The organism is Pseudovibrio sp. Ad5, from assembly GCF_001623095.1.
Lineage (GTDB): Bacteria > Pseudomonadota > Alphaproteobacteria > Rhizobiales > Stappiaceae > Pseudovibrio.
On the sequence record NZ_LMCH01000005.1, the window covers coordinates 30,803 to 52,784 of the forward strand.

Below are 21,982 nucleotides of genomic sequence, written 5' to 3' on the forward strand. Positions count from 1 at the left end.
CAGCGCCTCTGGCAAATTTCGGGGTTGAAACGAAAAATCGCAGAAGCACGCTGCTCCTGCGATTCTCAAAACCTTTAAAACCTGAAGGTTTCTTAGATTGTCAGCACAGCTGTTACCACACAAGCAAGCAGGAATACGATTCCCGGTACAACGTGCGACCTGTCACCAGATGCCATACCAACGCCAACTGCAATCACTGTTGCGATTGTGGTGATGCTTGCCCAAACCGTCCCGGCAGTACCACCAAATCCAATCATTGCAATAACGAGTACAAATGTGAGAGCTGCAAGAATTCCAACCTTTGAGAAGTTGATAAAGTTCTTGTAGGTCTTCTCGTGTTCCTCATAGTCCATAACAGACGCGCTCCCGTCAGCCATGCTTCCCCCTCGAAACAAGTAGTTTTCCTAATATCAGTCTTTAACACCACATGGTCCGGTGACGCAACTTCCCTAAAGAACCGCTTTGGAAATAACCTAAGTGCCGGGGATAATTCCAACGGCCTGAGTATGTGCCTCAATCTTCGCCAGTCAAACCACATAAGTCCAGTTGGTGCTTTTGATGGGCACTCAACGCATCCAGCTCAAACCCATCAATCTGCTCATTAAACAGTTGATGGAAGTTAAGCTCAGCTCGTAAGTGAAGGAAAACAGATCCAAGCCCAATAGCCGCCCGGTCCATAAAAACAAAGTAACGAGGTATTTTCACCGGCCCCAGCTCTTTGAGGGACTGATGCACACGAAACGCCTCTTGCCGCCCATAAGCCGCTGGAGAAACACCATCGGCAATCGAGCGTACTCTATCGCTGAGCAACGGGCCAAAAATAAAACTCGCCCAGATATTCAAAGTCTCAATAAGCTCAGTCGTCAGCCCATCAAAACCCCATGTCTCATAAGCAGCAACCACACGGTCCTGATCATCTTCAAGCAGACCGTGATACAGATCCACCACGCCTTGCACAAAATCTGGCGGAAAGATGCGCACGCATCCGTAATCCAGCAAATTCACACCAGCCAGCTCTCCGCCATCCTCAAAGATCGTATAGTTCCCAAGATGGGGATCACCATGAATCACACCATAATGCGCAAACGGGTGCCACCATGCCTTAAACATCACTTGCGCAATCTTGTTACGCGCCTCCAGCTTTTCTTGTCGATAGGCCAGAAGCGGACGTCCTTCCAGCCAGCTCATGGAAAGCAACCGCCGCGTTGACAAATCTTCAAACACTTCTGGAATCTGGATCTGCTCATCTGCAGCAAAAACATTGGCATAGAGCTTTGAATGCCGCGCTTCCCGTCGATAATCCAACTCTTCCCGCAATCGGTCACCAACTTCCTTCGCAATTTCAGAAGTCTCGATCGCAGGCCTGAAACGTCGATGCAGAGCAAGCAACATGTCGAACTGATTCAGATCAGCTTCAACCGCACTATCCATATCCGGATATTGAAGCTTACAGGCCAGCATCGCCCCATCCTGATCATACGCTCTGTGCACCTGACCAAGAGAAGCCGCTGCTGCAGGCTCCTTCTCAAACTTATCAAACCTGCCTTGCCAGCCCGGGCCAAGCTCTGCCCGCATGCGTCGCTTAACAAAAGCCCACCCCATGGGAGGTGCGTTTGCCTGAAGGCTCGCCAGTTCTGCTGCATATTCAGGAGGCACGGCATCAGGAATCGTTGAAAGAAGCTGCGCCACCTTCATCAACGGCCCTTTGAGTTCACCAAGGGATTCTGCGATAGAAGCTGCATTCTTCGCAGGGTCTTGATCCCAGCCAAATAGCTTACCAGCTGCAAGCTTGGCTGCAATGCCACTCATATTTCCACCAACCTTGGCATAGCGGCCAAGTCGGGCGGACATTCTGTTTGCTTCCCGGTCACGAGATGAAGGCATATGGGGTTCCTGCGGCTCACACTTCTATTGCAATATATAGTGCACTGCAAAACCTAGCAGAAAACGCAGAGAACCCAAGGGCACTTTTAGAGATTACCTAATCACATCTTTGCTCAGGCTTGCTCAACACTCTCCACAAACTCCAGCTCAAGCCTGCACTCAACAGCGTTACCATGAGAAGTAACAAACTCCCCCCGACCAGAAACGCCTTCAAATTCCCCAGTCCCGGAACCGGGCACCACAGTCATCGAAGAGCGAACAGTCTGTGCATCAAACACCCCGTTCTCCTCAACGAAGAACGTGCCCTCACGCGAACTGTATCGACCTGAGACCTGTGTGTACCCCGAGCATTTGCCTTCTTTTTCAGCTACATAGGCCAGAAGGTAAAACATGTTCACCTGCCCAACAATTTCTCCGCTGACAGGTCCATGAGCACGAACCGACGTGACCTTGCTCGTCTTGGAAAGTTCTTTTGTAGTCTCTTCCTTCCATTCTTCAACTTTGTAGGTGCATTTAATCTTTGCCATGTTCAGCTCCTTGCATTCAGAGCGGAATACCTACTGCATCAAAATCAGAAGGGCTTGTAAAAGCGCGACAGCTGCTATCTTTTACGCCTATGCCAAATCAGGATGACACCTCAAATCAAATCAGCGGACTGCTAAACCAGCAACGCAGTCTCCAGCACTTCAATCTGGACTGGCTCACCCCAGCTGAACCATTGCAAGATGCCATCGAATTCTATTGGCTGATCACATGGGACCTGCGAGATAAGCCTCCTTATAAGCAAGCTAATCTTCCCCACCCATCCCAACACATTGTCATCGACACCTTGCAGACCACAGGCGTATTTGGCACCAACACAGGCGTATTCCATTATTCCTTGCAGCAGAAAGGCCGCGTGTTTGGCGTGAAGTTTCGTCCAGGAGCTTTCGCAGATTTTTTCAGATACAACCCCTCTTCGCTCCTCAACACCTACGAGAACATCGAGCCGTTTCTCAACATTTCCGAACAAAAACTAGTTTCACAGCTAAAATCAGCAGATGAGCCAGCCGCATTCGCTGTTCAGATGGACAACCTCCTGATTTCGCATAGGCATCCCCTGACATCTAAAGCGAAGGATGCCCGCGCACTCGTCGATACCATCGCGACAACTGACGAAATCAGCAATCTGAAAGATCTCTCCAGGATCTCAGGTTTCCAGCCAAGAACAATCCAACGCCTCTTCCAAAGCCACATCGGCGTTCATCCCAAATGGGTGATTGAACGTTACCGCATGCTGGCTGCAGTTGACGCTATCAACAACGGGCAAGACCTCAACCTAACAGACTTGGCCCACTCCCTCGGCTACTTCGACCAATCCCACTTCAGCAACGCCTTCAAGAAACTGACAGGCCACGCACCAAGCCATTACTTGCCAGAGTCTCTACCAGTTTAAACACGTTCTTCTGCAACCATATCAAGCGCTTGTGCGATAATTGATGCATGCGCTTTGATGCCTTTGTAGTCCAGCTGTTCTTCGGTCAGCCCAAGCAACTGTGTCTTTAAGCCTTGGGCCAGCTGACCACCATCCGGATGCTTTAGCAGGCTATGAATGGGATCGTGGTGAACCCTGATGGTAAAGAGGATGTCGCCACTGTCCGGCAGGCGTCTCAATGTCTGCTTCTCGACGCGCACATAGAGTTGTTCAAATGCCAGATCAGGCTTACAGAGAACTTCATCGCACAAACCTGAAACCGGATGGTGTAGCTCCGCGTCCGTATACAGAGACCAGTTCAGTCGCCAAACTGGCTTATCCGTCTCCAACCGTTCAAAGATCCGCTGAACCATGAGCCCCATGCGGTGCCCATTGAAATCCGGTACCCCTTCATGGATCGCACTCATAGAGCCGCCAAACTTTTCCACCAATGACCAACTGGAAGGAAAACACAGGCTCGCGGCGACAAGCCTATACTCGTCATCGCCTCTACGCATCAGCACCAGATCTTCCTGCACAAGGCGAGAAATCGCGAGTAATGGCGCCTCGGAACAGGACGATAGATCAACGCACTTCCCTGTATTCTTCACGATAAGAGAGTGATCGGAGTGAAGCTCATAAATGTTGGGGAACTGGGCAGGCAGATGAGCAACAAGGAGGTCTGCCACTTCGCGCTGTGCTGCCTCTGTATCCGCCTCTGCAGCAAACACGAAGGCTTTAGGGTCAGCGATTAGCCGCTCTTTTTCATCAAGGTGCGCAGCTAAAAACTCATCAGGCTCAATCCACTCTCTCAAATCAAGAGGCTCGAGCCCAACGGTAAACGGCCTTTTAGAGCCGTCATAAGGTGTGTGAGCAAATCGCGACATAAAACACCCTCCCCACACAAAACATGCACCGGAAGGAGGGCGTTCATCAACCTATACGAGTTACCCGAGCTCTTTCATGAAATGAGCAAACGAAATGATGCCTTCTGGCCACGGCCCCTGACCGCTCTCAGAATTGATATGGCCACTTTCACCAGCATCCTGCAAACGCGCATTCCAGAGCTTGGCAAGCTGCTCAGCACGTTCATAAGTGCAGTACGGATCATTGCGGCTCGCCACAACCTTGGCATGGAACGGCAGCGGAGAGGTTGGAAACGGGCCAAAGCTATGCAACTCAGCCGGTACGCATGAGCTGTCATCAACATCTGCAGGCGCAACCAGATAAGCACCCTTCACCCAATTCTTGATGCGAGGCGCAGCATGAACCACTGCAGCAACACCAGCGGAGTGCGCAACAAGCACCACTGGGCGCGTAGCTTCCTCGACCGCTTTCACAACGGCATTCACCCATTCCTCAAGGTCTGGCTTGCTCCAACTGCTCTGCTCAACGCGCCGACCAGTGGAGAATTTGGTTTCCCAACGGCTTTGCCAGTGGTTTGCGTCGGAGCCATGCAGGCCGGGGACAATGAGAATGTCCGCCTCAGAAATCTTCATAAGGTTCCTCAATACGTGGTCGTGCTAAAAAGTCTGGCAGCTTAATAGGACGAAAATACCCAGTTTTCAAAGCGCCAGCCCAATCTCCACGTTGATTACGCGCAGCTTTTCTACTGGCATGGTCCCAATCGTAGTTCACCATCCGCTCCTCAAAGGACCACCGCGTTCCAACACGGGTCACAATCATGTACCGCGCATGGGGGCTTCCAACTTCCATGGTATGTGCATGAGGCTTGTCATCATCATAGGCTGGCAATCCAACACTGCCTGCGTTCATCACGATTTGTCCGGTCGTTTCCAACCAGATGACCCGAGGGATATGGGAGTGCCCACAAACAACCAGCGGTGAGGTTACATTTCCAACATGCTCTAACACATATTCCGGCGATGCAATTTTGGTGTGATCCCCACAAAGTTCTTCAGTCAGATAAACATTATCAGCTGAGGGCGTCCCATGGCACAGGAACACATTCTCGACATGCTCCATTTGCGTTGGCAGTTGTTTCAGCCACGCTTTGGATTCGTCAGAAAGCAGCGAATAAGCATGTGCATCACTTAGCCCCATTTGGGATTGGACATGGTCCACCAAATGCCGGTCATGATTGCCGCGCACAGTCAGCCAGTTTTCCGCAATGAGGTACTGAGCCGTTTCCTCTGGCCACAACGGCCCCGAAACACAATCACCCAGATTAAACACCAGATCCGGAGACTTCCGCTTTATGTCGCGATGAACAGCTTCCAAAGCAGGCAGGTTACCGTGAATGTCTGAGATAACCGCAATTCTCATAGTCATGACTCCTGATCGGCATTAGTCCCATTAAAAACTAAGAAGGACTATGTTGTCAGCGAGGTTCGCCCAGCAGTGTCAAAACATTGCCAAACGGATCATGAAAATGTGCAAGAACTCCGCCCCAAACCTGCTTTTCAGGCGGACTGGTAAAGGCAACGCCTTTTTCACAAAGGCGCTCATAAGTATCGACAATGTCATCAACCTGAAGAGATGCACCGAGAAAACGACCAATGTATTCTTGGTCTTCCTCGTTATGCGCTTGCTCGATAATGAGCTCTGCATTGTCGAGCTTGGCACCGAATGCGCCAAGCTCTGGCATATCCCAGTTAAGAGGAAGGCCGAGCGTTTCGGCATAAAACTCCCTGGCCTTTTCGATATCACTCACGAAAATCCGCAGACCATAAAGCTTCATCTTCCCCTCCACTGGTGTGCACGGGCGACTTAGGCTTCGCCAAAGACCCGCTTGAAGATCACATCGACATTCTTGGTGTGGTAACCAAGGTCAAAGCGTTCACGAATTTGTTCTTCAGAAAGATGCTTGCGAACGTCTTCATCCGCCAGCAATTCAGTCAGGAAGTCCACCTTAGCATCGCCAGAAACCTGGTAGCTGTCCCAGACCTTCATCGCATTGCGCTGAACAAGACGATAGCTGTCTTCACGAGACGCACCAGCCTGTGTCAGTGCCAGCAAAATGCGCTGCGAGTGCACCAAACCACCAAGGCGATCCATGTTACCCATCATGCGTTCTGGGTAAACCATCAGATTTTCCATAACGTTTGTCAGGCGCGCCAAAGCAAAGTCCAGCGTTACAGTCGCATCAGGACCGATCATACGCTCAACGGAAGAGTGCGAAATATCGCGCTCATGCCATAGTGCAACGTTCTCCATCGCAGGCAATGCGTAAGAGCGAACCATACGAGCAAGACCAGTCAGGTTCTCGGTCAGCACTGGGTTCCGCTTATGCGGCATCGCAGAAGAACCTTTCTGGCCTTTGGAGAAGAACTCCTCAACTTCCAGAACTTCTGTGCGCTGCAAATGACGAACTTCAGTCGCCAGACGCTCAACGGAAGACGCAATCACACCCAGAACTGCGAAGAACATGGCATGACGGTCACGAGGAACAACCTGCGTAGACACCGGCTCAGCACCAAGGCCCAGCTTCTCAGCAACGTGCTCTTCAACACGCGGGTCAATGTTTGCAAATGTGCCAACTGCACCGGAAATAGCGCAGGTCGCGATCTCTTCACGAGCCAGTTCAAGACGCTTCTTACAACGGTCAAACTCAGCATACGCCTGTGCCATTTTCAGACCAAAGGTCACTGGCTCAGCATGAATACCGTGGGAACGACCGATGGTCACGGTGTCTTTGTGCTCATAAGCACGGCGCTTCAAAGCAGCCAGCAGCTTTTCCATGTCGGCCAGCAGAAGGTCTGCAGCGCGAACCAGCTGAACGTTGAAGCAAGTGTCCAGAACGTCAGAAGAGGTCATGCCCTGGTGCACAAAGCGTGCTTCCGGACCAACGATTTCAGCAAGATGCGTCAGGAACGCAATCACATCATGCTTGGTTTCACGCTCGATCTCATCAATCCGCGCAATGTCGAAGGTAGCTGGACCACCTTTCTCCCAAATCTTCTCAGCAGATTCTTTTGGGATCACACCCAGCTCTGCCAGAGCATCACAAGCATGAGCTTCAATCTCAAACCAGATGCGGAATTTCGTTTCAGGAGACCAAATAGCGACCATGTCAGGACGCGAATAGCGCGGGATCATGCCAGTCCTCGTATGCGTTACAATTCTGTCGCAGGATGTAGCAGGACAGGCTCTCTAGAACAATGCCAGAAAGCTCCGGCAATGCCGAAAAAACGCGTTTTTTAGAGAATTCAACGTTGCTATGCGCACTATGAATATTTCTTCATCACCCGAAAAAAGAACCTGCAATTTTCAGTCAACTTGTCTGCAACGAAACACAATCAAATCCAGAATGGAAATCCCTCTTGGGTGGCATCTGTTGCATACTAATTTATGACCAACTTGAGCTCTGCAAAACTTTCCTTATGCTGAGCATCTAAGACGTTTCAAAGTGGTTCTTGAGGGGGAAGTCACATGCAGCTGGGTGCATTTTCAATCAGCCTGACGGTTAAGGACATCAAAGCATCAATCTCGTTCTATCAAAAGCTCGGCTTCGCATGCGATCCCGGTTGTGATGGTACAGATGGCTGGGCGATCATGAAAAATGGCGAGACAATCATCGGGCTGTTTCAGGGAATGTTTGAAAAGAACATGCTCACCTTCAATCCAGGATGGGATCAGGAAGCACAAGCCCTCGATAAATTCCTCGATGTGAGGGAACTCCAAAAGCGCTTGAAAGCTGATGGCATTGAAGTTCACGGACAAGAAGCAGACGAGACCACATCTGGTCCGGCAAGCTTCACTGTGATTGATCCGGACGGGAACCCTATCCTGATAGACCAACACCGCTAGTGGGCAAAGGGTCAGCAGCAAACAAGAGAGCCAGCAAAGTCATATTATAACTCCGACAAACGTTGAGCTTCAGTAAGCTACTCAGTTCCCTCTACACTCCTCTCAATAATCCAGTGAGGTTTGTGAGTGACTGTGCCTTCAAGTGAATTAGCCAATACCAGAGCTTGTTACCTGGAGTCCGACACCCCGGACAGGCAAGCGCATTTCATTGAAAGTAGAATTTTCCTCCGCGACAATGGAACTCTCTCTGCCCAAAGCAAGGGCAATTTCGCCTCTCCTTATGCTTCGCTGTGGTTCGAACATAACGCATTAAGACTTGGCATAATCGCCACCTGACATATTCAGATAGACATTTTCGGAGATAAAATGAGTGAGTTTACGCCTCGGTTTGCAGGCTATGAGAAGAAAGTAAGGGACAGCTTTGCCCGCCAGCCAGCCATGGCCTCATTGGGTATTGAAATCGCCAGAGTAGAACCCGGCATCGTCGAGCTGACCATGCCGTACAACAAAGATTTTACCCAGCAACACGGCTTCCTCCATGCTGGCATCGTCACCACAGCCCTCGACAGCGCAGCCGGATACGCAGCTTTCTCTCTGATGGATGAAGATGCTGCTGTACTTACTATCGAACTCAAAACCAATCTGATGAACCCTGCTGCAGGTGAGTATTTTGTATTCCGCGCAAAGGTCGAGAAACCAGGCCGCACAATCACCTTCGTCAACGCCACCGCCTACGCAATCAAGGACGGCACTGAAAAGAAGGTCGCCACGCTATCGGGCACTATGATGTCCATCCGCGGCAGAGCCGACGTTCAACAGTAGAGAGTTACCGAACCAATCTAAGGCTATTCATCTCGCTTGGGCTTAGCGACTAGATGGAAAGCCATAGATGCAACTTTAAAGATTAATATACAGACTACCACGATTGCCATGTAGCCAACTGTGGTAGATACCTCCACCCACAGCGCGATAGCCGAGCCACCAAAAAAGCCAGCAACTCCGGCTCCTCCCCATTTGTTAATCATCTCAGGCACTGAGCTTCACTCCAAATACTGTAAGCACGCCACTACCAAATGCATCTGCAAAAAATGCAATTTCCCGCTTAAGCACTTCGATATCTATAGTCCGATCTTTCCAGAGTTTTGGATTCTGTTCAATTCTTCTCTTCCATGCTCTCATCATCCGGTTGGCATGATCTGGCAACGTGGCACGAGAAAAATCGAGTACAAATCCCAAACGCGAGGATCCTGAATGCATAATCGATGAAAAAGCGATCAAATACGGCCCCTTACCGAAACCAAAATCTTCATTTCCAGATTGCTGGCGAACTAAATTTATGACTTCTTGAGCAACAGATAAATCGTAATGTTCAACAGCCAATTCACATAATTTTGGAGAGTAACGCGCATGATTTAGTCGTGCTGCGTCGGCTTTCGAATCTACTGGCCACCTCAACACGATTTCACTTCCCGAGGTATTAGGCCTCGAGGGGACAAGCGCAGCGAGAAAAGCTTCGCAAAACATGAGGTGACGAGAGAGAGCGGCATTTGTATATTTTTGAGGAAAAATCACAAACCCGTAACCAGGCCAGTTTTTGTCAAACGCATTTTCTGGTGCCGTGAACTCTCGTGTTTTATGGATTGCTTGATCAAAGTTCGCGCAACCGAAAAGAAGCATCAGCAATGAAAAGACAGGAAGAAATCTCATAATCAACAACCACAACTTCATTAGTAACTTAACGTAATCTAACCAAACTTTAGTATTCCGTAAACACAACAAAAAAGGCGAGAGCCAAAGCCCCCGCCTCCTAATTCAAACTAGATAGACCTTACGCCTTATCCATCTCTTCCAGTTCATCAATGAACCGCTCAATCACAGCCAGACCTTTCTGCCAGAAGGCAGGGTCGGTTGCGTCCAGACCGAAAGGCGCCAGCAGTTCGCTGTGGTGCTTGGTGCCGCCCGCTTTCAGCAGATCAAAATACTTCTGCTGGAAGCCATCCTCGGCTTCTTCGTAAACCGCATAGAGCGAGTTCACTAGGCAATCACCGAAGGCATAAGCGTAAACGTAGAACGGCGAATGGATGAAATGCGGAATGTAAGTCCAGAAGTTCTCATAGCCACCTTCCAGATCAATTGCTTCACCGAGGCTTTCTTCCTGAACACCCATCCAGATCGCAGAGATCTGCTCAGCGGTCAGCTCGCCTTCCTTACGCAGTTCATGCAACTGACGCTCAAAGGTATAGAACGCAATCTGGCGCACAACCGTGTTCAGCATGTCTTCCACTTTGGCAGCCAGCATGATCTGACGCTTTTCAGGTGTCTCTGCCTTCGCGAGCAGATCCTTGAAGGTCAGCATCTCACCAAACACTGAAGCGGTCTCAGCCAGTGTCAGCGGGGTCGGTGCCATCAGCGCACCATTTGGCGCTGCAAGAACCTGATGAACACCATGTCCAAGTTCATGCGCCAGTGTCATCACATCGCGAATTTTGCCTTGATAGTTGATCAGCACAAACGGGTGTGCGCTTGGCACGGTCGGATGAGAAAACGCACCAGGTGACTTACCCGGACGGGATGCAGCATCAATCCAGTTTTTATTGAAGAACTGCCCTGCAATTTCAGAAAGCTCCGGCGAGAATTTCGCATAAGCGTCCAGAACCGTGCTTTTTGCTTCATCCCATGGAATATCGCGCGTATCAGCTTGCGGCAACGGGGCGTTACGATCCCAGAAGTTCATTTTCTCAACGCCAAGCCACTTGGCTTTCATCGCATAATAACGGTGCGACAAACGCGGATAAGCAGCACGGACTGCATCAACCAGCGCATCAACAACTTCACGCTCAACACGGTTGGCAAGGTGGCGGCTGTCAGCAATATCATCAAAGTTATGCCAGCGGTCGTAAGTATCTTTATCTTTCGCCAGCGTGTTCATGATCAGCGTAAAGATGCTCAGATTTTTGCCGAACGTTTTCGCAAGCGCTTCAGCAGCCTTCTTGCGCATGTCCCCGTCAGGTCCTTGCAGCAAGTTCAAGGTCTGCTCAATGGAAAGCTCCTCACCATCAATCTCATAACGAGAACCAGAAATTGTCTCATCAAACAACCGGTTCCAGGCGGCAGCACCGGTCACGTGCTTCTCATGAAACAGCTGCTCAATTTCCTCACTGCGTTCATGCGGGCGTTCTTTGCGCAGGTCTTCCAACCAGGGGCGATAATACGCCAGTTTTTCAGAGTTCAGCGCTTTTTCCAGAACCTCGTCTTCAATCTTGTTCATCTCAAGCGAGAAGAACAGCATGTGAAGGCTCGCAGTCGTCAGCTTTTCCTGCACATCGCCATAAAATTTCTGACGAGCTGGATCTGTTGTGATGCTGGTGTAAGCCAGACCGGCAAAAGAGCCGATACGCCCCATCAGATCTTCAAGTTCCTCATAACGACGCACAACTTCGGCGAGCTCATCGCCAGAACGTGTTGCAATTTCAGCAAGCTTGCCTTTGCAGTCTGCTTCAAACTGCTCTGCCAGTTCTTTCGCACGCGCCATATCCTGATCAATCGCAGGATCATCAATAGAGCTGTAAAAAACTGAAAGGTCCCACTCCGGCAGTTCACCAAGGGCAGAGCCTGCCGTGGCTGCATCAGCGCTTTGATAGGTGATGGAAAATGGAGTGACGTGCTTGAGTGTCATATGAGCGTCCGATTATGGGATGGCATTGCGCCAGAAAAGAAACCTGAGGTCTGCAAAACAAGTTCTGCAGTACACTGTTTTAATATGCGTCCAATCCTTACACATGCAATGGCGTCTTTTAACAAGATCCCCAAAATGAAGTGGGCAATTTGTTTACCAAATTAGGTGCAGGATGACCTGAATTGGCACACTATGCATTACTGCCCAATCGATTTGAAGGGATTTCCCATGGCACAGCGCATTTTGATCGTAGATGACGATCCGGTCCAACGACGCTTGCTGGAAGAAGCCGTAAAGCGGTTTGGGTACCGTTCTAAAAGCTGTGTCGATGGTCGCGAAGCGCTGGAAATCCTTACAGGAAGCGCACAATCAGAAATCGATCTGGTTATCCTTGATCTGATGATGCCAGAAGTTGATGGCTTTCAAGTCCTGAAAGAAACCCGCGACGCAAAGAATGCAGTCCCTGTCATTGTTCAAACAGCCAACGGCAGCATTGAAACTGTCATCGAAGCTATGCGCGCTGGTGCACAGGATTTCGTTGTAAAACCAAGCCGTCCTGAGCGCTTGCAGGTCTCCATCACCAACCTTCTCAAAGTTGCGACGCTGGAAGGTGAACTCACCCGCATCCGCAAACACACAGAGGGCACCCTCACCTTTGATAATATCGTCACGCGGTCTGAGCCGATGGATCGTGTCCTGCGACTGGGCGAAAGAGCTGCCTCCTCCAACATTCCAATCCTCATCGAAGGTGAGTCTGGTGTTGGTAAAGAGCTGATTGCGCGCGCTATTCAAGGTTCCAGCGAGCGTCGGTCCAAGCCGTTTGTCACCGTAAACTGCGGCGCTATTCCAGACCACCTGGTGGAATCCATTCTCTTCGGTCACGAGAAAGGTGCATTCACCGGCGCTGTTGATAAACACATGGGCAAGTTTCAGGAAGCCAGCGGCGGGACCCTCTTCTTAGACGAAGTCGGCGAGCTCCCACTGGAAGTGCAGGTAAAACTCCTGCGCGCGCTGCAAGAAGGGGAAGTTGACCCAGTTGGCGCACGTAAGCCGATAAAAGTCGATTTCCGCCTGATCTCAGCAACAAACCGACGTCTGATCGATCAGGTGAAAGAAGGTAAGTTCCGGGAAGATCTGTATTATCGCCTCAACGTCTTCCCTATCTGGATCCCTCCCCTACGAGATCGTAGTGAGGATATCCCTGAGCTTACCCGTCATTTCCTGGCGCGTTTTGCTGCAGAAGAAAGCAAGCCTCAAGTCACGGGCATCACATCTAACACAGTCAATATGCTTAAGAGTTATGACTGGCCTGGCAACATTCGCCAACTTGAAAACGCAGTATTCCGCGCCGTTGTCCTGTGCGATGGTCCAAGCCTGACATGCGATGACTTCCCGCAAATAGCTCAAGCGACTGATACGCCAATGAGTTACGTGGCAGCACCGCCTGCCGGAAACAAAGAACCGCAAGCTGACGTCTATTCTTCATCCCTAAGTGTAGCGAGTAAATGGGAGGAACAGCAGGACGAACGATTTCTTCAGGTCGAGGCCGTTTCAGCCTTCGACGCGGAGCAACCTCCCTTTGGATATATGCGATCACTCGATGGCGAAGGCCACGTGCGTACGCTCATCAGTGTTGAAGAGGAAATGATCCGGACAGCGATCTCCCATTACGGAGGCCGCATGACCGAGGTTGCCAAGCGTTTGGGCATCGGGCGCTCTACGCTTTATCGCAAGCTGAAGGAATACGGTCTGGAAGAAACTCCGGAAAGCAAAACTGCGCACTAAAGCTCAGTTTGCAGGATGGTTGGAAGCGAATGGGTAAGCCTCGCACAAGCCACAGGCACGCGTGCATCTCAATAAATCGATAAAGCATAGCGACTAACAAAAAACCGTGGGTTTAAGTTCATATCACTGATCCTTGAATTTAAAACATCACGCTGTCGTGCTATCTCAAAACGCATTAGTGTATATGCGTAATAAATATAAGTTTGGGCAAAACAACACTCTTAATTTTTGAGGCATTCTTCTTGTGCCTATAAAGATCAAAGAGTTATCAGGTGGGTAGTCATAAATGTTTGGTAGAACGAGCACATCAGCATTGCTCGCAGGGGCAGTTATTGCGCTTTCGTCAACTATGTATTCTGCGCAAGCCGCAATTCCTGACAATTTTGACGAGCAGCTCGAGCAAGTAAACCTCGCTAAGTCAAATCCTGTTGCGCAGGAAATTCAGCAGGCGCTTAGCAAAAAACACCGCCGCCAGAACTTCCATGCAAAACGCGAAGCAGCAGCTGCAAAACTGTTCTACGAAAACAGAAGCTTCCAGCCCGCCTGGATCCTGAAAGGCAAGCTCTCCACCAGCGCTTTGTCCGTTATGGAAACTCTGCAATCAGCCGATAAAGAAGGCCTGCACGCCGCCGACTACCCGGTGCCAGCAGCAGGCTTCAATGCAGATGGCAAAGCAACCCCAGAGCAAATCGCGGAAGCAGAACTTGAGCTGACCCATTCGATCCTCAAATACGCAGAGGATGCTCAGGCAGGCCGCGTCAGCCCCTATGCGATTTCCGAGGACATTACCCTTCGTCCGGAAAGACCAGACCCGATTGAAGCGCTGACATCCATAGCGCACTCGGTTGCTCCGGCAAAAACTCTTGCGGCCTTCAACCCTCCGCATCCAGAATACAAAGCGCTGAAAAAGCAGCTAGCCGAACTAAGAGAACACACTGAAAATGGCAGCCTTGAAAAGCAAGTTGTCATTCCAGCCGGCAAAGTCCTGAAAGTTGGAGTAAAAAGCTCCCGCGTTGCCGTTCTTCGCGAACGCCTGAGCGTTCCGACTGTTGAATCTCAAATGAACGTCTATACGCAGGATCTGGCTTATGCCGTTGAAGCCTTCCAGGCTGCAAACGGCTTGCATCCAGATGGCGCGGTTGGCCCACGCACACTGCTTGCCCTCAATGGGCGCGTTAGCGGTGACCCAATCAATGACGTTATTGCAAACATGGAACGCTGGCGCTGGATGCCGCGCGAGCTGGGCGAAACCCATCTGCGCGTGAATATTCCAGAGTTCATGGTTCGTTTGAACATGGATGGCTTTGTTCTTTATGAAACCCGCGTCGTTGTTGGAAAACGCTCCAACAAAACACCGGTCTTTTCAGACAAGATGCAACATGTGATCGTAAATCCATACTGGAACGTCCCATATTCCATCGCTTCAAAAGAACTTTTGCCGGAACTGCGCGCAAGCAACCCACAAAGCTACCTGCAAAAGGGCAACTACGAGATCGTGTATGGCGGCAAGATCGTTGATCCTCGCCGTGTGAACTGGGATGCCGTGACCTTCAAGCAGATCCGCATCCGTCAGCGTCCGGGACGCGGCAACGCGCTTGGCAAAATCAAGTTCATGTTCCCAAACAAACACAACGTGTACTTGCACGACACGCCGTCCAAATCGCTGTTCAACCGGTCTGAGCGCGCCTTCTCACACGGCTGTGTTCGCGTGCAGAACCCGTTTGAGTTTGCTGACGCCTTGATGGCCACGCAAAACACGATGACGGGTAATTACATCCGCTCACTTGTCGGCAAGAAGCAGACCCAGGTGAATTTGCAAAGGGATATCCCGGTGCATATCTCCTACTTCACCGCATTTGTGGATGAAGCTGGAAAGCTGCAAAGACGTCCGGATATCTACGGACATGACCAGGCGACGATCGACGCTCTGAATCTTTAAAATTGTCACTATCCACATGTATCCACAGTAATATGACGACTTATGCGTGCGGATTCGCGCGCATTTGTCGCATGTAAATAGCGGTTTCTGGCAAAAAACTTGGATTGTTGCCGTGAAGTCACTAGTTCGCGTTAATTGTAACTAAAGTAAAGGCTCATTAACCTTGTCCGCACTAGATAAAGAGGTGGGGCTCTGGGGTAAGGTTTTAGCCGATAACGCGAAAGCGAGATTCAATTGCGTGACATGATTGCATTCGGGCGCTCGGACTTTGGTAAACGTCTGCCTGGCATTTCAATGCTGGTCGCAGCGGTTCTTTGTGCGCTCTTCCTCACCTCAATTGCTTCGGCCAGTGCGAGCACACGCACGCTCAAGCTGTACTTCACCCACACGAAAGAGCGGGCAGAAATTACCTTCAAGCGGAATGGCCGCTATGACAAAGAAGGCCTTCGCAAGCTCAACAATTTCCTTCGGGATTGGCGCCAAAAAGAGCCAACGAAAATGGATCCTGAACTGTTTGACCTCATCTGGGAAGTTTACCAGAAAGCAGGCACAAGCAAGTACATCCATGTTGTCTCGGCTTATCGGTCGCCTAAAACCAACAACATGCTCCGTAAGCGCTCCAGCGGTGTGGCTAAAAACAGCCAGCACACCAGAGGCCGCGCAATGGACTTCTTCATTCCCGGTGTAAGCACAGCCAAACTACGTGCACTTGGTTTGCGCCAGCATGTTGGCGGCGTTGGCTACTACCCGCGCTCAAACACGCCGTTTGTTCACATGGACACCGGCTCTGTGCGCCATTGGCCACGCATGAGTCGCTCTCAACTGGCAAGGGTATTTCCAAAAGGTGACACCATTCACGTCCCTTCCGATGGAAAACCAATGGCGCGTTACAAGCAGACACTTGCTGCTGTAAAACGGAAAGATTCAGGCCGCTCAACCAGCGTTGCCAGTCGTTCTACTTCATCATCTAAAGCAAGTGCCCGGGCAAGCTCGTCTAACAGTGGTGGAAGCTTCTTCTCCCGCCTGTTCAGCAATTCAGGTAGCAACGAAGGAAGTAAACCGGCACCAACTCCGGCAACAAAAGCACCAAAAGTGCGTGAGCCAGATCCAAGCCGCCGGGTAGAAACCGAGTTCAACGCTATTCCGCAGCCTAAAGTGGCGTTGCTGGCAACTCAGCCAGCAGCAAGCCCGGTTCCAGAAGCAGCTTCTCCTGCCGTTTTGGCTTCAGCAACACCATATGCAAAGCCACAGGATGAGAGTGAGGTTACGCCTGCACCAACGGAGCAGAATCTCAATCTGTTTGCCTCCGCTCGTCCGCGCATAAAACCGCAACAAATTCTTCAGGTCGCCGCTTTGCCGGCGGCCACCCCTGCAGCTCAAAAGCGGGCTCAAGTCATTCCACCAAAAGTGGAAACTCCGAAGGATGGCATTGCAGCGATCATTGCAGCAACTGGCGAGCAAACACCTGACAGCCTACGTCCTCTTGTAGGCGCACAGCTTGCCTACGCCTCTCCTGCCGCGACTGCAGATCTACCAAAGAGCAAGTTCAACAAAAAAACTGCGCTCTCCGCACAGGCACTCTTCGCAGAGCAGCGTCTGCCAGATTTGATGCCGAAATCACAACCAGCTCAACAGACTGTAGTGACAAAGGCCCCCGTCTACGGATCTCCGTTGGTAGGTTTCCATTCAGCTCCAGAGCCAAACGCAGTGCTGATGCTTGATCCAACATGGACAGCAAGAAACCGCCGGACCATCACCATGCAACACCCGGACCAGAATCAACTGGCAGTTCTGATGAGCCCTGTAACAACGGTTTTAAAGGACGCTCTGACCCAAACGCCATATCGCTCAATTCGCAAACGGATCAACCGCGGATCAGCAATCGCATGGCTGGACTCAATCTACACAGGCGAGATGAAAGTCTCCTCCAGATAGGCATCACGTTGTAATGAATGCTCCTCAGCACGGCATCTAAATGCCGTGAAAGCATTCCCCTGCCCTCAGCTAGCCCAGCCTATATCAACAAAGCCAATCAGCACTGCTCGCTCGGGCACCTCTCACCACTCCAAAACCACGAAAAAAGGCCCCTCACCGCAGTAAGGAGCCTCTTTCAGAATTCGTGCTAAGAAGCAGCTCGTGCATACACACGCGCTGCTCTCACCAGTTGGAGCGCTTATGCGTCTTCCATTACTGGGCCAGCCATGCCGAGCGCATGCAGGTAAAGATCGAGGATTGCCTCTTCTTCTTCACGCTCATGCGGCTTACGCTTACGCAAAGAAACGATTTTGCGCATCACCTTCACGTCAAAGCCGTTACCCTTAGATTCCGCGTAAACATCCTTGATGTCATCCGCGATAACTTTTTTCTCTTCTTCAAGACGTTCAATACGTTCAATAAATGCGCGCAGCTGATCTGCTGCTACACCACCGGCATCTGACATATGAAATCCACCTTACGTTCGTGCGAAACACCATTAACCTTGTTGTCTTGCTGCCAGAACTGAGCACACGGGTCAACCGCTCACGACCTCTTTTCAGCAACCTTTACAGGTTCTGGGGGATGAACTGAATTTCAATGGGAATATAAAACAGTTGCCTCAATTGCCGCACAATCTATTGGCACTCACCTGACGGAAATTCACCTTAGCATTGTGGCCTGTTTTCTCTATCTGACATTCATTGTCAGGTAGCCCCTACAGGTTGTCATAAAAATAAGTGCCGCTACGTACGCATTGATACCGCAGCCAAAACATACTCACAATTGTCCAAAGATAAATCTGCGCGACAAATGCGCCCTCTAAATATATCAGCGAACCAGCCTGCTAACTAAAAGTCTTCACTCGGAAATTTAAGATAACAAATTCGAGATTTCCATTCAGCGGAACATTTGCCTCAATCAAAACTCGACAAAGTGTCGCAGCATCAAGAAACAACTTTCGGCTCCGCTACGTAATACGAGTTTTGCTAATCTCCTGATGCTCATTATTGAGCGGTTCAAACCGGACAATTGTCCGAAATGATGTTTATCTCTTTGTCTTATCTTTCAAAAAATCACAGCCAAAAAAGGGAGGAACTGTGGGAGGTAACACTGTTTTTTGGCTTTTCGCTTGATTCCATGTAGAACTCAGGCCAATAAAGATATTCAGATTCCTAGAGGTAAGGTCCGACTTTTGGATCATATTTCAAATGTTGACGGGGGTCGTCCACACTCATCCAGAGTAAGGGTGGCGCAACCAAAGCATGACATGTCGGGTTTAAGCCAATTCATCATCCTGCCGTTTTTGCATGGTCAATGGTGAGCTGGGGCAACGTTCTTTACTCAGAACAACCTGTATTACCCTTTAGTCGTGCTCGAAATCACGTCGGCCATGGGCTGAACCACGTTGACAAGGGCATCAACTGAACGCATTAAACTGCCGTTTGTAGCTGTACATATGACTGTTATGAGAACATCCAGAAACGACTTCGCATCTGCTGTAATAAACCGTTTTCGGAAAAATTCACTGGCTCTTGCCTGTGTTGCTTTTGGAGTTCTGAGCTTTCAGCAGATCCCCTCTGCTAAAGCGGACTTTCGTGCATGCAATAAGACCGAAAGCACAGTTAACATCGCAATAGGCTACCGCGATGGCGCCGATTGGATCACCGAAGGATGGTGGACCATCGACAAAAACACCTGCGACACACTGGTGTCCGGGGACTTGGCGTCACGCTACTATTACTTGTACGCAGTACAAACGGATCAAAATGGCGAATGGGATGGCAAGGCGTATATGTGTGTACGTCAAAAAAAGTTCACCATTCGCGGTATAGAAGACTGTGTCGCTCGCGGTTATGAGCGAACAGGTTTCTTTGAAATAGATACAGGCGAGCAAAGCAGCTGGACGGTCCAGCTGACGGAGCCGGTAGAGCAAGGAACAGGTGGACGATGAAGCGTAATAGACGGGTCAAAATTCTAGCAACTCTCGGCCCGGCGTCTTCCGAAAAAGAAGCAATCAAAAAGCTATGGCTTGCAGGTGCAGATGTTTTCCGCATCAACATGAGCCATTCCTCCCACGAAGTTCTCAACAATTTGGTTGGTCGCATCCGCGAAGTAGAAGCAGAAGTAGGCCGTCCAATCGGCATTCTCGCTGACTTGCAGGGTCCTAAACTGCGCGTTGGCACTTTCGCAGATGACGCAAAGCCAGTTCTAGAAAATGGCGCAACCTTTGTTGTAGACGCAAACGACGCTCCAGGTGACGCATCCCGCGTATACCTCCCACACCCAGAAATTCTTGGCAGCCTCGAAGTTGGCCACCGCCTTCTTGTAGATGATGGCAAAGTTTGCCTGCGTGTAACTGAAGCGTCTCCACAGCGCTGCGTGACCACTGTTGAAGTGGGCGGTAAGATCTCCAACCGTAAAGGCGTTTCTGTTCCAGATACAGAGATCCCTGTTGGTGCATTGACCGAAAAAGACCGCGCAGATCTTCTTGCAGCTCTCGATGCAAAAGTTGACTGGGTCGCATTGTCCTTCGTACAGCGCCCAGAAGACCTCATCGAGGTTCGCAACACCACTCAGGGCCGCGTTGGCGTTCTGGCAAAAATCGAGAAGCCTCAGGCAATTGATCGTCTCTCTGAGATCATCGAGCTGTCCGATGCAATCATGGTTGCCCGTGGTGACCTTGGCGTTGAAATGCCACTTGAGCAGGTTCCTGGCCTTCAGAAGCGTATGATCCGCGCATGCCGCAAAGCTGGTAAGCCAGTAGTTGTTGCAACGCAGATGCTTGAAAGCATGATCACGTCTCCGGTGCCAACCCGCGCAGAAGTTTCTGACGTGGCAAATGCAGTGTTTGAAGGTGCGGACGCAGTGATGCTTTCCGCTGAATCAGCTGCAGGTGACTTCCCGACAGAAGCCGTTACAACCATGGACAAAATCGCCGTGGAAGTTGAGCAGGACGAGAACTACCGTTCCATCATCCACGCTCAACGTACAGAACCAGAAGCAACTGGCGCTGACGCAATCACTGCTGCAGCTCACCAGGTCGCTGAAACTCTGGATCTGGCAGCGATTATTTCCTACACCGCATCTGGTGGTACAGCACTGCGCGCATCCCGCGAGCGTCCTGCAACACCAATCATTGCGTTCTCTCCTGAAATCTCCACAGTTCGTCGTCTGACCATCGGTTGGGGTCTGCACTGTGTTGCTAATCAGGATGCTGCGACTGAGGAAGACCTCATCGACCGCGCATGCTGCCTTGCAAACACTGAAGGTTTTGCAAAGCCAGGTCAGCGCGTTTTGGTTTCCGCTGGTGTTCCATTCGGCACCCCGGGTTCCACAAACATGCTGCGTATCGCATTCGTGGGTTCCAAAGACGCTTAAGTCGTCAAAGAACACATCTTAAAGCAATAAAAAGCCCGTGATTTCGTATCACGGGCTTTTTTCTTTCAATCGATTAAATGAGCTTGCTCCAACGCAACGAACTTCACAAAATGTAGCCTTGCTTTAAAACGCCCATTTGAAGTCTGTGAGCCATTCACTCTCACTCCAAAGACGACGAGCAACCTCTGGGTTCAGCGCATGGCTAGCGATCTGCACTTTTCCAACCGGTCCAACAGTCTCCATGCGCTTTGTTGGGCCATAGTAGCCATTCGGCTCAACTTCCACTCCAGCCGCAGCAAGCACCGTTGGCAGCGCACCTCGCTCAGCAGACTGCGCGAACATACTATTCATCCACTTATACGCCATGCTCATCCAACCTGTCGGACCTGTACTCTGCAAATTAGTGGCTGAATAACCTGGATGCCCCATAGCTACAAATGAAGCACTCCCCGCATCCGACAAGCGCCGCTGAAGCTCCAGCCCAAACATCAAAGTGGCCAGCTTACTTTGCGAGTAGGCTTTCATAGGCGCATAATTTTCACGCATCATCAGGTCGTTAAAGTTGATCTTCCCCATTTGTGCACAAGGCTGGCAACGACAACAAATCTACCCTTTGCAGCTTCAACATTAGGTTTGAGCAAGCCTGACCATAGAAAGTGCCCCAGATGATTGGTCGCAAACTGCAACTCATACCCATCAACACTTTTCAACTCCGGTGTCTGCATAATACCCGCGTTATTGATGAGAGCATCAATCTTGGTGTATCGTGAAGCGACGATTTCCGCTGCATGGCGAACAGACGAGAGATCGCTTAAGTCCAGCTGGACCAGATCTACTCTTCCTTTCGCCTGAGTTCGCAACGCTTGCTGGGCAGCTGAACCTTTTTCAGCATTCCGGCAGGCAATAACAACGTCACCACCCGCTTTCGCAAGCATCCTTGCCGCTTCAAGGCCAATACCGGAGTTACCGCCTGTTATGATATAAGTTTTACCCTCAAGAGAAGGCAGTTTATCCGCAGTCCAGTTGGATACTGCGCTGCTCTTGTTCACTGTGCTCATTAAATTCTCCAATGCGCGGTACCTGTTCGTGCCGCATAATAAAGTTGACAATAATTACTGAA

Annotated in this window: 21 protein-coding genes; 8 read left to right on the forward strand and 13 right to left on the reverse strand. The window is 50.4% G+C overall.

Annotated features, from left to right (window positions below):
• Positions 1–92 precede the first annotated feature (92 nt).
• The 3 genes from PsAD5_RS03010 to PsAD5_RS03020 form a co-directional block, all read right to left on the reverse strand.
• Positions 93–377, reverse strand: a complete 285-nt coding sequence (locus PsAD5_RS03010) for an aa3-type cytochrome c oxidase subunit IV (protein ID WP_208980563.1) — start codon at positions 375–377, stop codon at positions 93–95.
• Positions 378–513: 136 nt separating this feature from the next.
• On the reverse strand, positions 514–1,884 hold the full coding sequence (locus tag PsAD5_RS03015) for an ABC1 kinase family protein (protein WP_063291051.1): 1,371 nt from the start codon (positions 1,882–1,884) through the stop codon (positions 514–516).
• A 113-nt stretch (positions 1,885–1,997) separates the two neighbouring features.
• Complete coding sequence (locus PsAD5_RS03020) at positions 1,998–2,411, reverse strand: DUF3224 domain-containing protein (protein WP_063291052.1); 414 nt, start codon at positions 2,409–2,411, stop codon at positions 1,998–2,000.
• Between the two features lie 89 nt (positions 2,412–2,500).
• Here PsAD5_RS03020 and PsAD5_RS03025 point away from each other — a divergent pair, with 89 nt between their 5' ends.
• Positions 2,501–3,319, forward strand: coding sequence for an AraC family transcriptional regulator (locus tag PsAD5_RS03025; protein WP_063291053.1), 819 nt, complete (start codon positions 2,501–2,503; stop codon positions 3,317–3,319).
• Here the strand turns inward: PsAD5_RS03025 and PsAD5_RS03030 are convergent.
• The 5 genes from PsAD5_RS03030 to purB are packed head-to-tail and all read right to left on the reverse strand — an operon-like array spanning position 3,316 to position 7,396.
• Entirely contained in the window at positions 3,316–4,224 is a 909-nt protein-coding gene (locus PsAD5_RS03030) for a heme-dependent oxidative N-demethylase family protein (protein WP_063291054.1), read from the reverse strand. The genes PsAD5_RS03025 and PsAD5_RS03030 overlap by 4 nt on opposite strands.
• 60 nt (positions 4,225–4,284) lie before the next feature.
• The gene (locus tag PsAD5_RS03035; protein WP_063290258.1) at positions 4,285–4,836 is read right to left on the reverse strand and encodes an RBBP9/YdeN family alpha/beta hydrolase; all 552 of its coding nucleotides are present in this window, start codon (positions 4,834–4,836) and stop codon (positions 4,285–4,287) included.
• Positions 4,823–5,623, reverse strand: coding sequence for a metallophosphoesterase family protein (locus tag PsAD5_RS03040; RefSeq protein WP_063291055.1), 801 nt, complete (start codon positions 5,621–5,623; stop codon positions 4,823–4,825). Before PsAD5_RS03040 ends, PsAD5_RS03035 begins: the two co-directional genes overlap by 14 nt.
• A gap of 55 nt (positions 5,624–5,678) precedes the next feature.
• The gene (locus PsAD5_RS03045; RefSeq protein ID WP_057462038.1) at positions 5,679–6,038 is read right to left on the reverse strand and encodes a VOC family protein; all 360 of its coding nucleotides are present in this window, start codon (positions 6,036–6,038) and stop codon (positions 5,679–5,681) included.
• Between the two features lie 29 nt (positions 6,039–6,067).
• Positions 6,068–7,396 (reverse strand): adenylosuccinate lyase, encoded by a 1,329-nt coding sequence (gene purB / locus PsAD5_RS03050; protein WP_057462039.1) that lies wholly within the window; start codon positions 7,394–7,396, stop codon positions 6,068–6,070.
• Between the two features lie 333 nt (positions 7,397–7,729).
• Between purB and PsAD5_RS03055 the strand changes: the two genes are divergently transcribed.
• Both PsAD5_RS03055 and PsAD5_RS03060 read left to right on the forward strand, forming a co-directional pair.
• Positions 7,730–8,107: a VOC family protein gene (locus PsAD5_RS03055; protein WP_063291056.1), complete on the forward strand. Its 378-nt coding sequence runs from the start codon at positions 7,730–7,732 to the stop codon at positions 8,105–8,107.
• A gap of 366 nt (positions 8,108–8,473) precedes the next feature.
• Entirely contained in the window at positions 8,474–8,929 is a 456-nt protein-coding gene (locus tag PsAD5_RS03060; protein ID WP_063291057.1) for a PaaI family thioesterase, read from the forward strand.
• Between the two features lie 204 nt (positions 8,930–9,133).
• Here PsAD5_RS03060 and PsAD5_RS03070 read toward each other — a convergent pair whose 3' ends face one another.
• Both PsAD5_RS03070 and PsAD5_RS03075 read right to left on the reverse strand, forming a co-directional pair.
• Positions 9,134–9,814: a hypothetical protein gene (locus PsAD5_RS03070; RefSeq protein ID WP_153040819.1), complete on the reverse strand. Its 681-nt coding sequence runs from the start codon at positions 9,812–9,814 to the stop codon at positions 9,134–9,136.
• A 121-nt stretch (positions 9,815–9,935) separates the two neighbouring features.
• Positions 9,936–11,783 (reverse strand): M3 family oligoendopeptidase, encoded by a 1,848-nt coding sequence (locus tag PsAD5_RS03075; RefSeq protein WP_063291060.1) that lies wholly within the window; start codon positions 11,781–11,783, stop codon positions 9,936–9,938.
• Between the two features lie 228 nt (positions 11,784–12,011).
• Between PsAD5_RS03075 and PsAD5_RS03080 the strand changes: the two genes are divergently transcribed.
• The 3 genes from PsAD5_RS03080 to PsAD5_RS03090 all read left to right on the forward strand — a co-directional run bounded on the left by PsAD5_RS03080 (position 12,012) and on the right by PsAD5_RS03090 (position 17,442).
• Positions 12,012–13,568: a sigma-54-dependent transcriptional regulator gene (locus PsAD5_RS03080; RefSeq protein WP_063290266.1), complete on the forward strand. Its 1,557-nt coding sequence runs from the start codon at positions 12,012–12,014 to the stop codon at positions 13,566–13,568.
• A gap of 286 nt (positions 13,569–13,854) precedes the next feature.
• On the forward strand, positions 13,855–15,507 hold the full coding sequence (locus PsAD5_RS03085) for a L,D-transpeptidase family protein (RefSeq protein ID WP_208987766.1): 1,653 nt from the start codon (positions 13,855–13,857) through the stop codon (positions 15,505–15,507).
• A gap of 243 nt (positions 15,508–15,750) precedes the next feature.
• A complete protein-coding gene (locus PsAD5_RS03090) occupies positions 15,751–17,442 on the forward strand; it encodes a DUF882 domain-containing protein (RefSeq protein WP_063291061.1) in 1,692 nt (563 codons plus the stop codon).
• Positions 17,443–17,680: 238 nt separating this feature from the next.
• On the opposite strand, the gene PsAD5_RS03095 is transcribed toward PsAD5_RS03090, so the two are convergent.
• Positions 17,681–17,947 carry a DUF2312 domain-containing protein gene (locus PsAD5_RS03095; protein WP_057462047.1) on the reverse strand — a complete coding sequence of 89 codons (267 nt, stop codon included), beginning with the start codon at positions 17,945–17,947 and terminating at the stop codon, positions 17,681–17,683.
• A gap of 1,002 nt (positions 17,948–18,949) precedes the next feature.
• Between PsAD5_RS03095 and PsAD5_RS03100 the strand changes: the two genes are divergently transcribed.
• Both PsAD5_RS03100 and pyk read left to right on the forward strand, forming a co-directional pair.
• Positions 18,950–19,435: a DUF1036 domain-containing protein gene (locus tag PsAD5_RS03100; RefSeq protein ID WP_208860363.1), complete on the forward strand. Its 486-nt coding sequence runs from the start codon at positions 18,950–18,952 to the stop codon at positions 19,433–19,435.
• The gene (gene pyk, locus PsAD5_RS03105) at positions 19,432–20,862 is read left to right on the forward strand and encodes a pyruvate kinase (RefSeq protein ID WP_057462049.1); all 1,431 of its coding nucleotides are present in this window, start codon (positions 19,432–19,434) and stop codon (positions 20,860–20,862) included. Before PsAD5_RS03100 ends, pyk begins: the two co-directional genes overlap by 4 nt.
• A 123-nt stretch (positions 20,863–20,985) precedes the next feature.
• On the opposite strand, the gene PsAD5_RS28220 is transcribed toward pyk, so the two are convergent.
• Entirely contained in the window at positions 20,986–21,438 is a 453-nt protein-coding gene (locus PsAD5_RS28220; RefSeq protein WP_208988459.1) for a hypothetical protein, read from the reverse strand.
• Positions 21,411–21,920 carry an SDR family NAD(P)-dependent oxidoreductase gene (locus tag PsAD5_RS28225; protein ID WP_208988461.1) on the reverse strand — a complete coding sequence of 170 codons (510 nt, stop codon included), beginning with the start codon at positions 21,918–21,920 and terminating at the stop codon, positions 21,411–21,413. Before PsAD5_RS28225 ends, PsAD5_RS28220 begins: the two co-directional genes overlap by 28 nt.
• Positions 21,921–21,982: the final 62 nt, after the last annotated feature.

Excerpts from the sequence above, each read along its gene's own strand:
- PsAD5_RS03015 (WP_063291051.1), bottom strand. The coding sequence starts at position 1,884 with ATGCCTTCATCTCGTGACCGGGAAGCAAACAGAATGTCCGCCCGACTT.
- PsAD5_RS03045 (WP_057462038.1), bottom strand. The coding sequence starts at position 6,038 with ATGAAGCTTTATGGTCTGCGGATTTTCGTGAGTGATATCGAAAAGGCC.
- PsAD5_RS03070 (WP_153040819.1), bottom strand. The coding sequence starts at position 9,814 with ATGAGATTTCTTCCTGTCTTTTCATTGCTGATGCTTCTTTTCGGTTGC.
- PsAD5_RS03025 (WP_063291053.1), top strand. The coding sequence starts at position 2,501 with ATGCCAAATCAGGATGACACCTCAAATCAAATCAGCGGACTGCTAAAC.
- PsAD5_RS03010 (WP_208980563.1), bottom strand. The coding sequence starts at position 377 with ATGGCTGACGGGAGCGCGTCTGTTATGGACTATGAGGAACACGAGAAG.
- PsAD5_RS03035 (WP_063290258.1), bottom strand. The coding sequence starts at position 4,836 with ATGAAGATTTCTGAGGCGGACATTCTCATTGTCCCCGGCCTGCATGGC.
- PsAD5_RS03095 (WP_057462047.1), bottom strand. The coding sequence starts at position 17,947 with ATGTCAGATGCCGGTGGTGTAGCAGCAGATCAGCTGCGCGCATTTATT.
- PsAD5_RS03075 (WP_063291060.1), bottom strand. The coding sequence starts at position 11,783 with ATGACACTCAAGCACGTCACTCCATTTTCCATCACCTATCAAAGCGCT.
- PsAD5_RS03100 (WP_208860363.1), top strand. The coding sequence starts at position 18,950 with ATGAGAACATCCAGAAACGACTTCGCATCTGCTGTAATAAACCGTTTT.
- PsAD5_RS03030 (WP_063291054.1), bottom strand. The coding sequence starts at position 4,224 with ATGTCGCGATTTGCTCACACACCTTATGACGGCTCTAAAAGGCCGTTT.
- PsAD5_RS03090 (WP_063291061.1), top strand. The coding sequence starts at position 15,751 with ATGATTGCATTCGGGCGCTCGGACTTTGGTAAACGTCTGCCTGGCATT.
- PsAD5_RS03080 (WP_063290266.1), top strand. The coding sequence starts at position 12,012 with ATGGCACAGCGCATTTTGATCGTAGATGACGATCCGGTCCAACGACGC.
- purB (WP_057462039.1), bottom strand. The coding sequence starts at position 7,396 with ATGATCCCGCGCTATTCGCGTCCTGACATGGTCGCTATTTGGTCTCCT.
- PsAD5_RS03060 (WP_063291057.1), top strand. The coding sequence starts at position 8,474 with ATGAGTGAGTTTACGCCTCGGTTTGCAGGCTATGAGAAGAAAGTAAGG.
- PsAD5_RS03020 (WP_063291052.1), bottom strand. The coding sequence starts at position 2,411 with ATGGCAAAGATTAAATGCACCTACAAAGTTGAAGAATGGAAGGAAGAG.
- PsAD5_RS03085 (WP_208987766.1), top strand. The coding sequence starts at position 13,855 with ATGTTTGGTAGAACGAGCACATCAGCATTGCTCGCAGGGGCAGTTATT.
- PsAD5_RS03040 (WP_063291055.1), bottom strand. The coding sequence starts at position 5,623 with ATGAGAATTGCGGTTATCTCAGACATTCACGGTAACCTGCCTGCTTTG.
- PsAD5_RS28225 (WP_208988461.1), bottom strand. The coding sequence starts at position 21,920 with ATGAGCACAGTGAACAAGAGCAGCGCAGTATCCAACTGGACTGCGGAT.
- PsAD5_RS03055 (WP_063291056.1), top strand. The coding sequence starts at position 7,730 with ATGCAGCTGGGTGCATTTTCAATCAGCCTGACGGTTAAGGACATCAAA.
- PsAD5_RS28220 (WP_208988459.1), bottom strand. The coding sequence starts at position 21,438 with ATGGGGAAGATCAACTTTAACGACCTGATGATGCGTGAAAATTATGCG.
- pyk (WP_057462049.1), top strand. The coding sequence starts at position 19,432 with ATGAAGCGTAATAGACGGGTCAAAATTCTAGCAACTCTCGGCCCGGCG.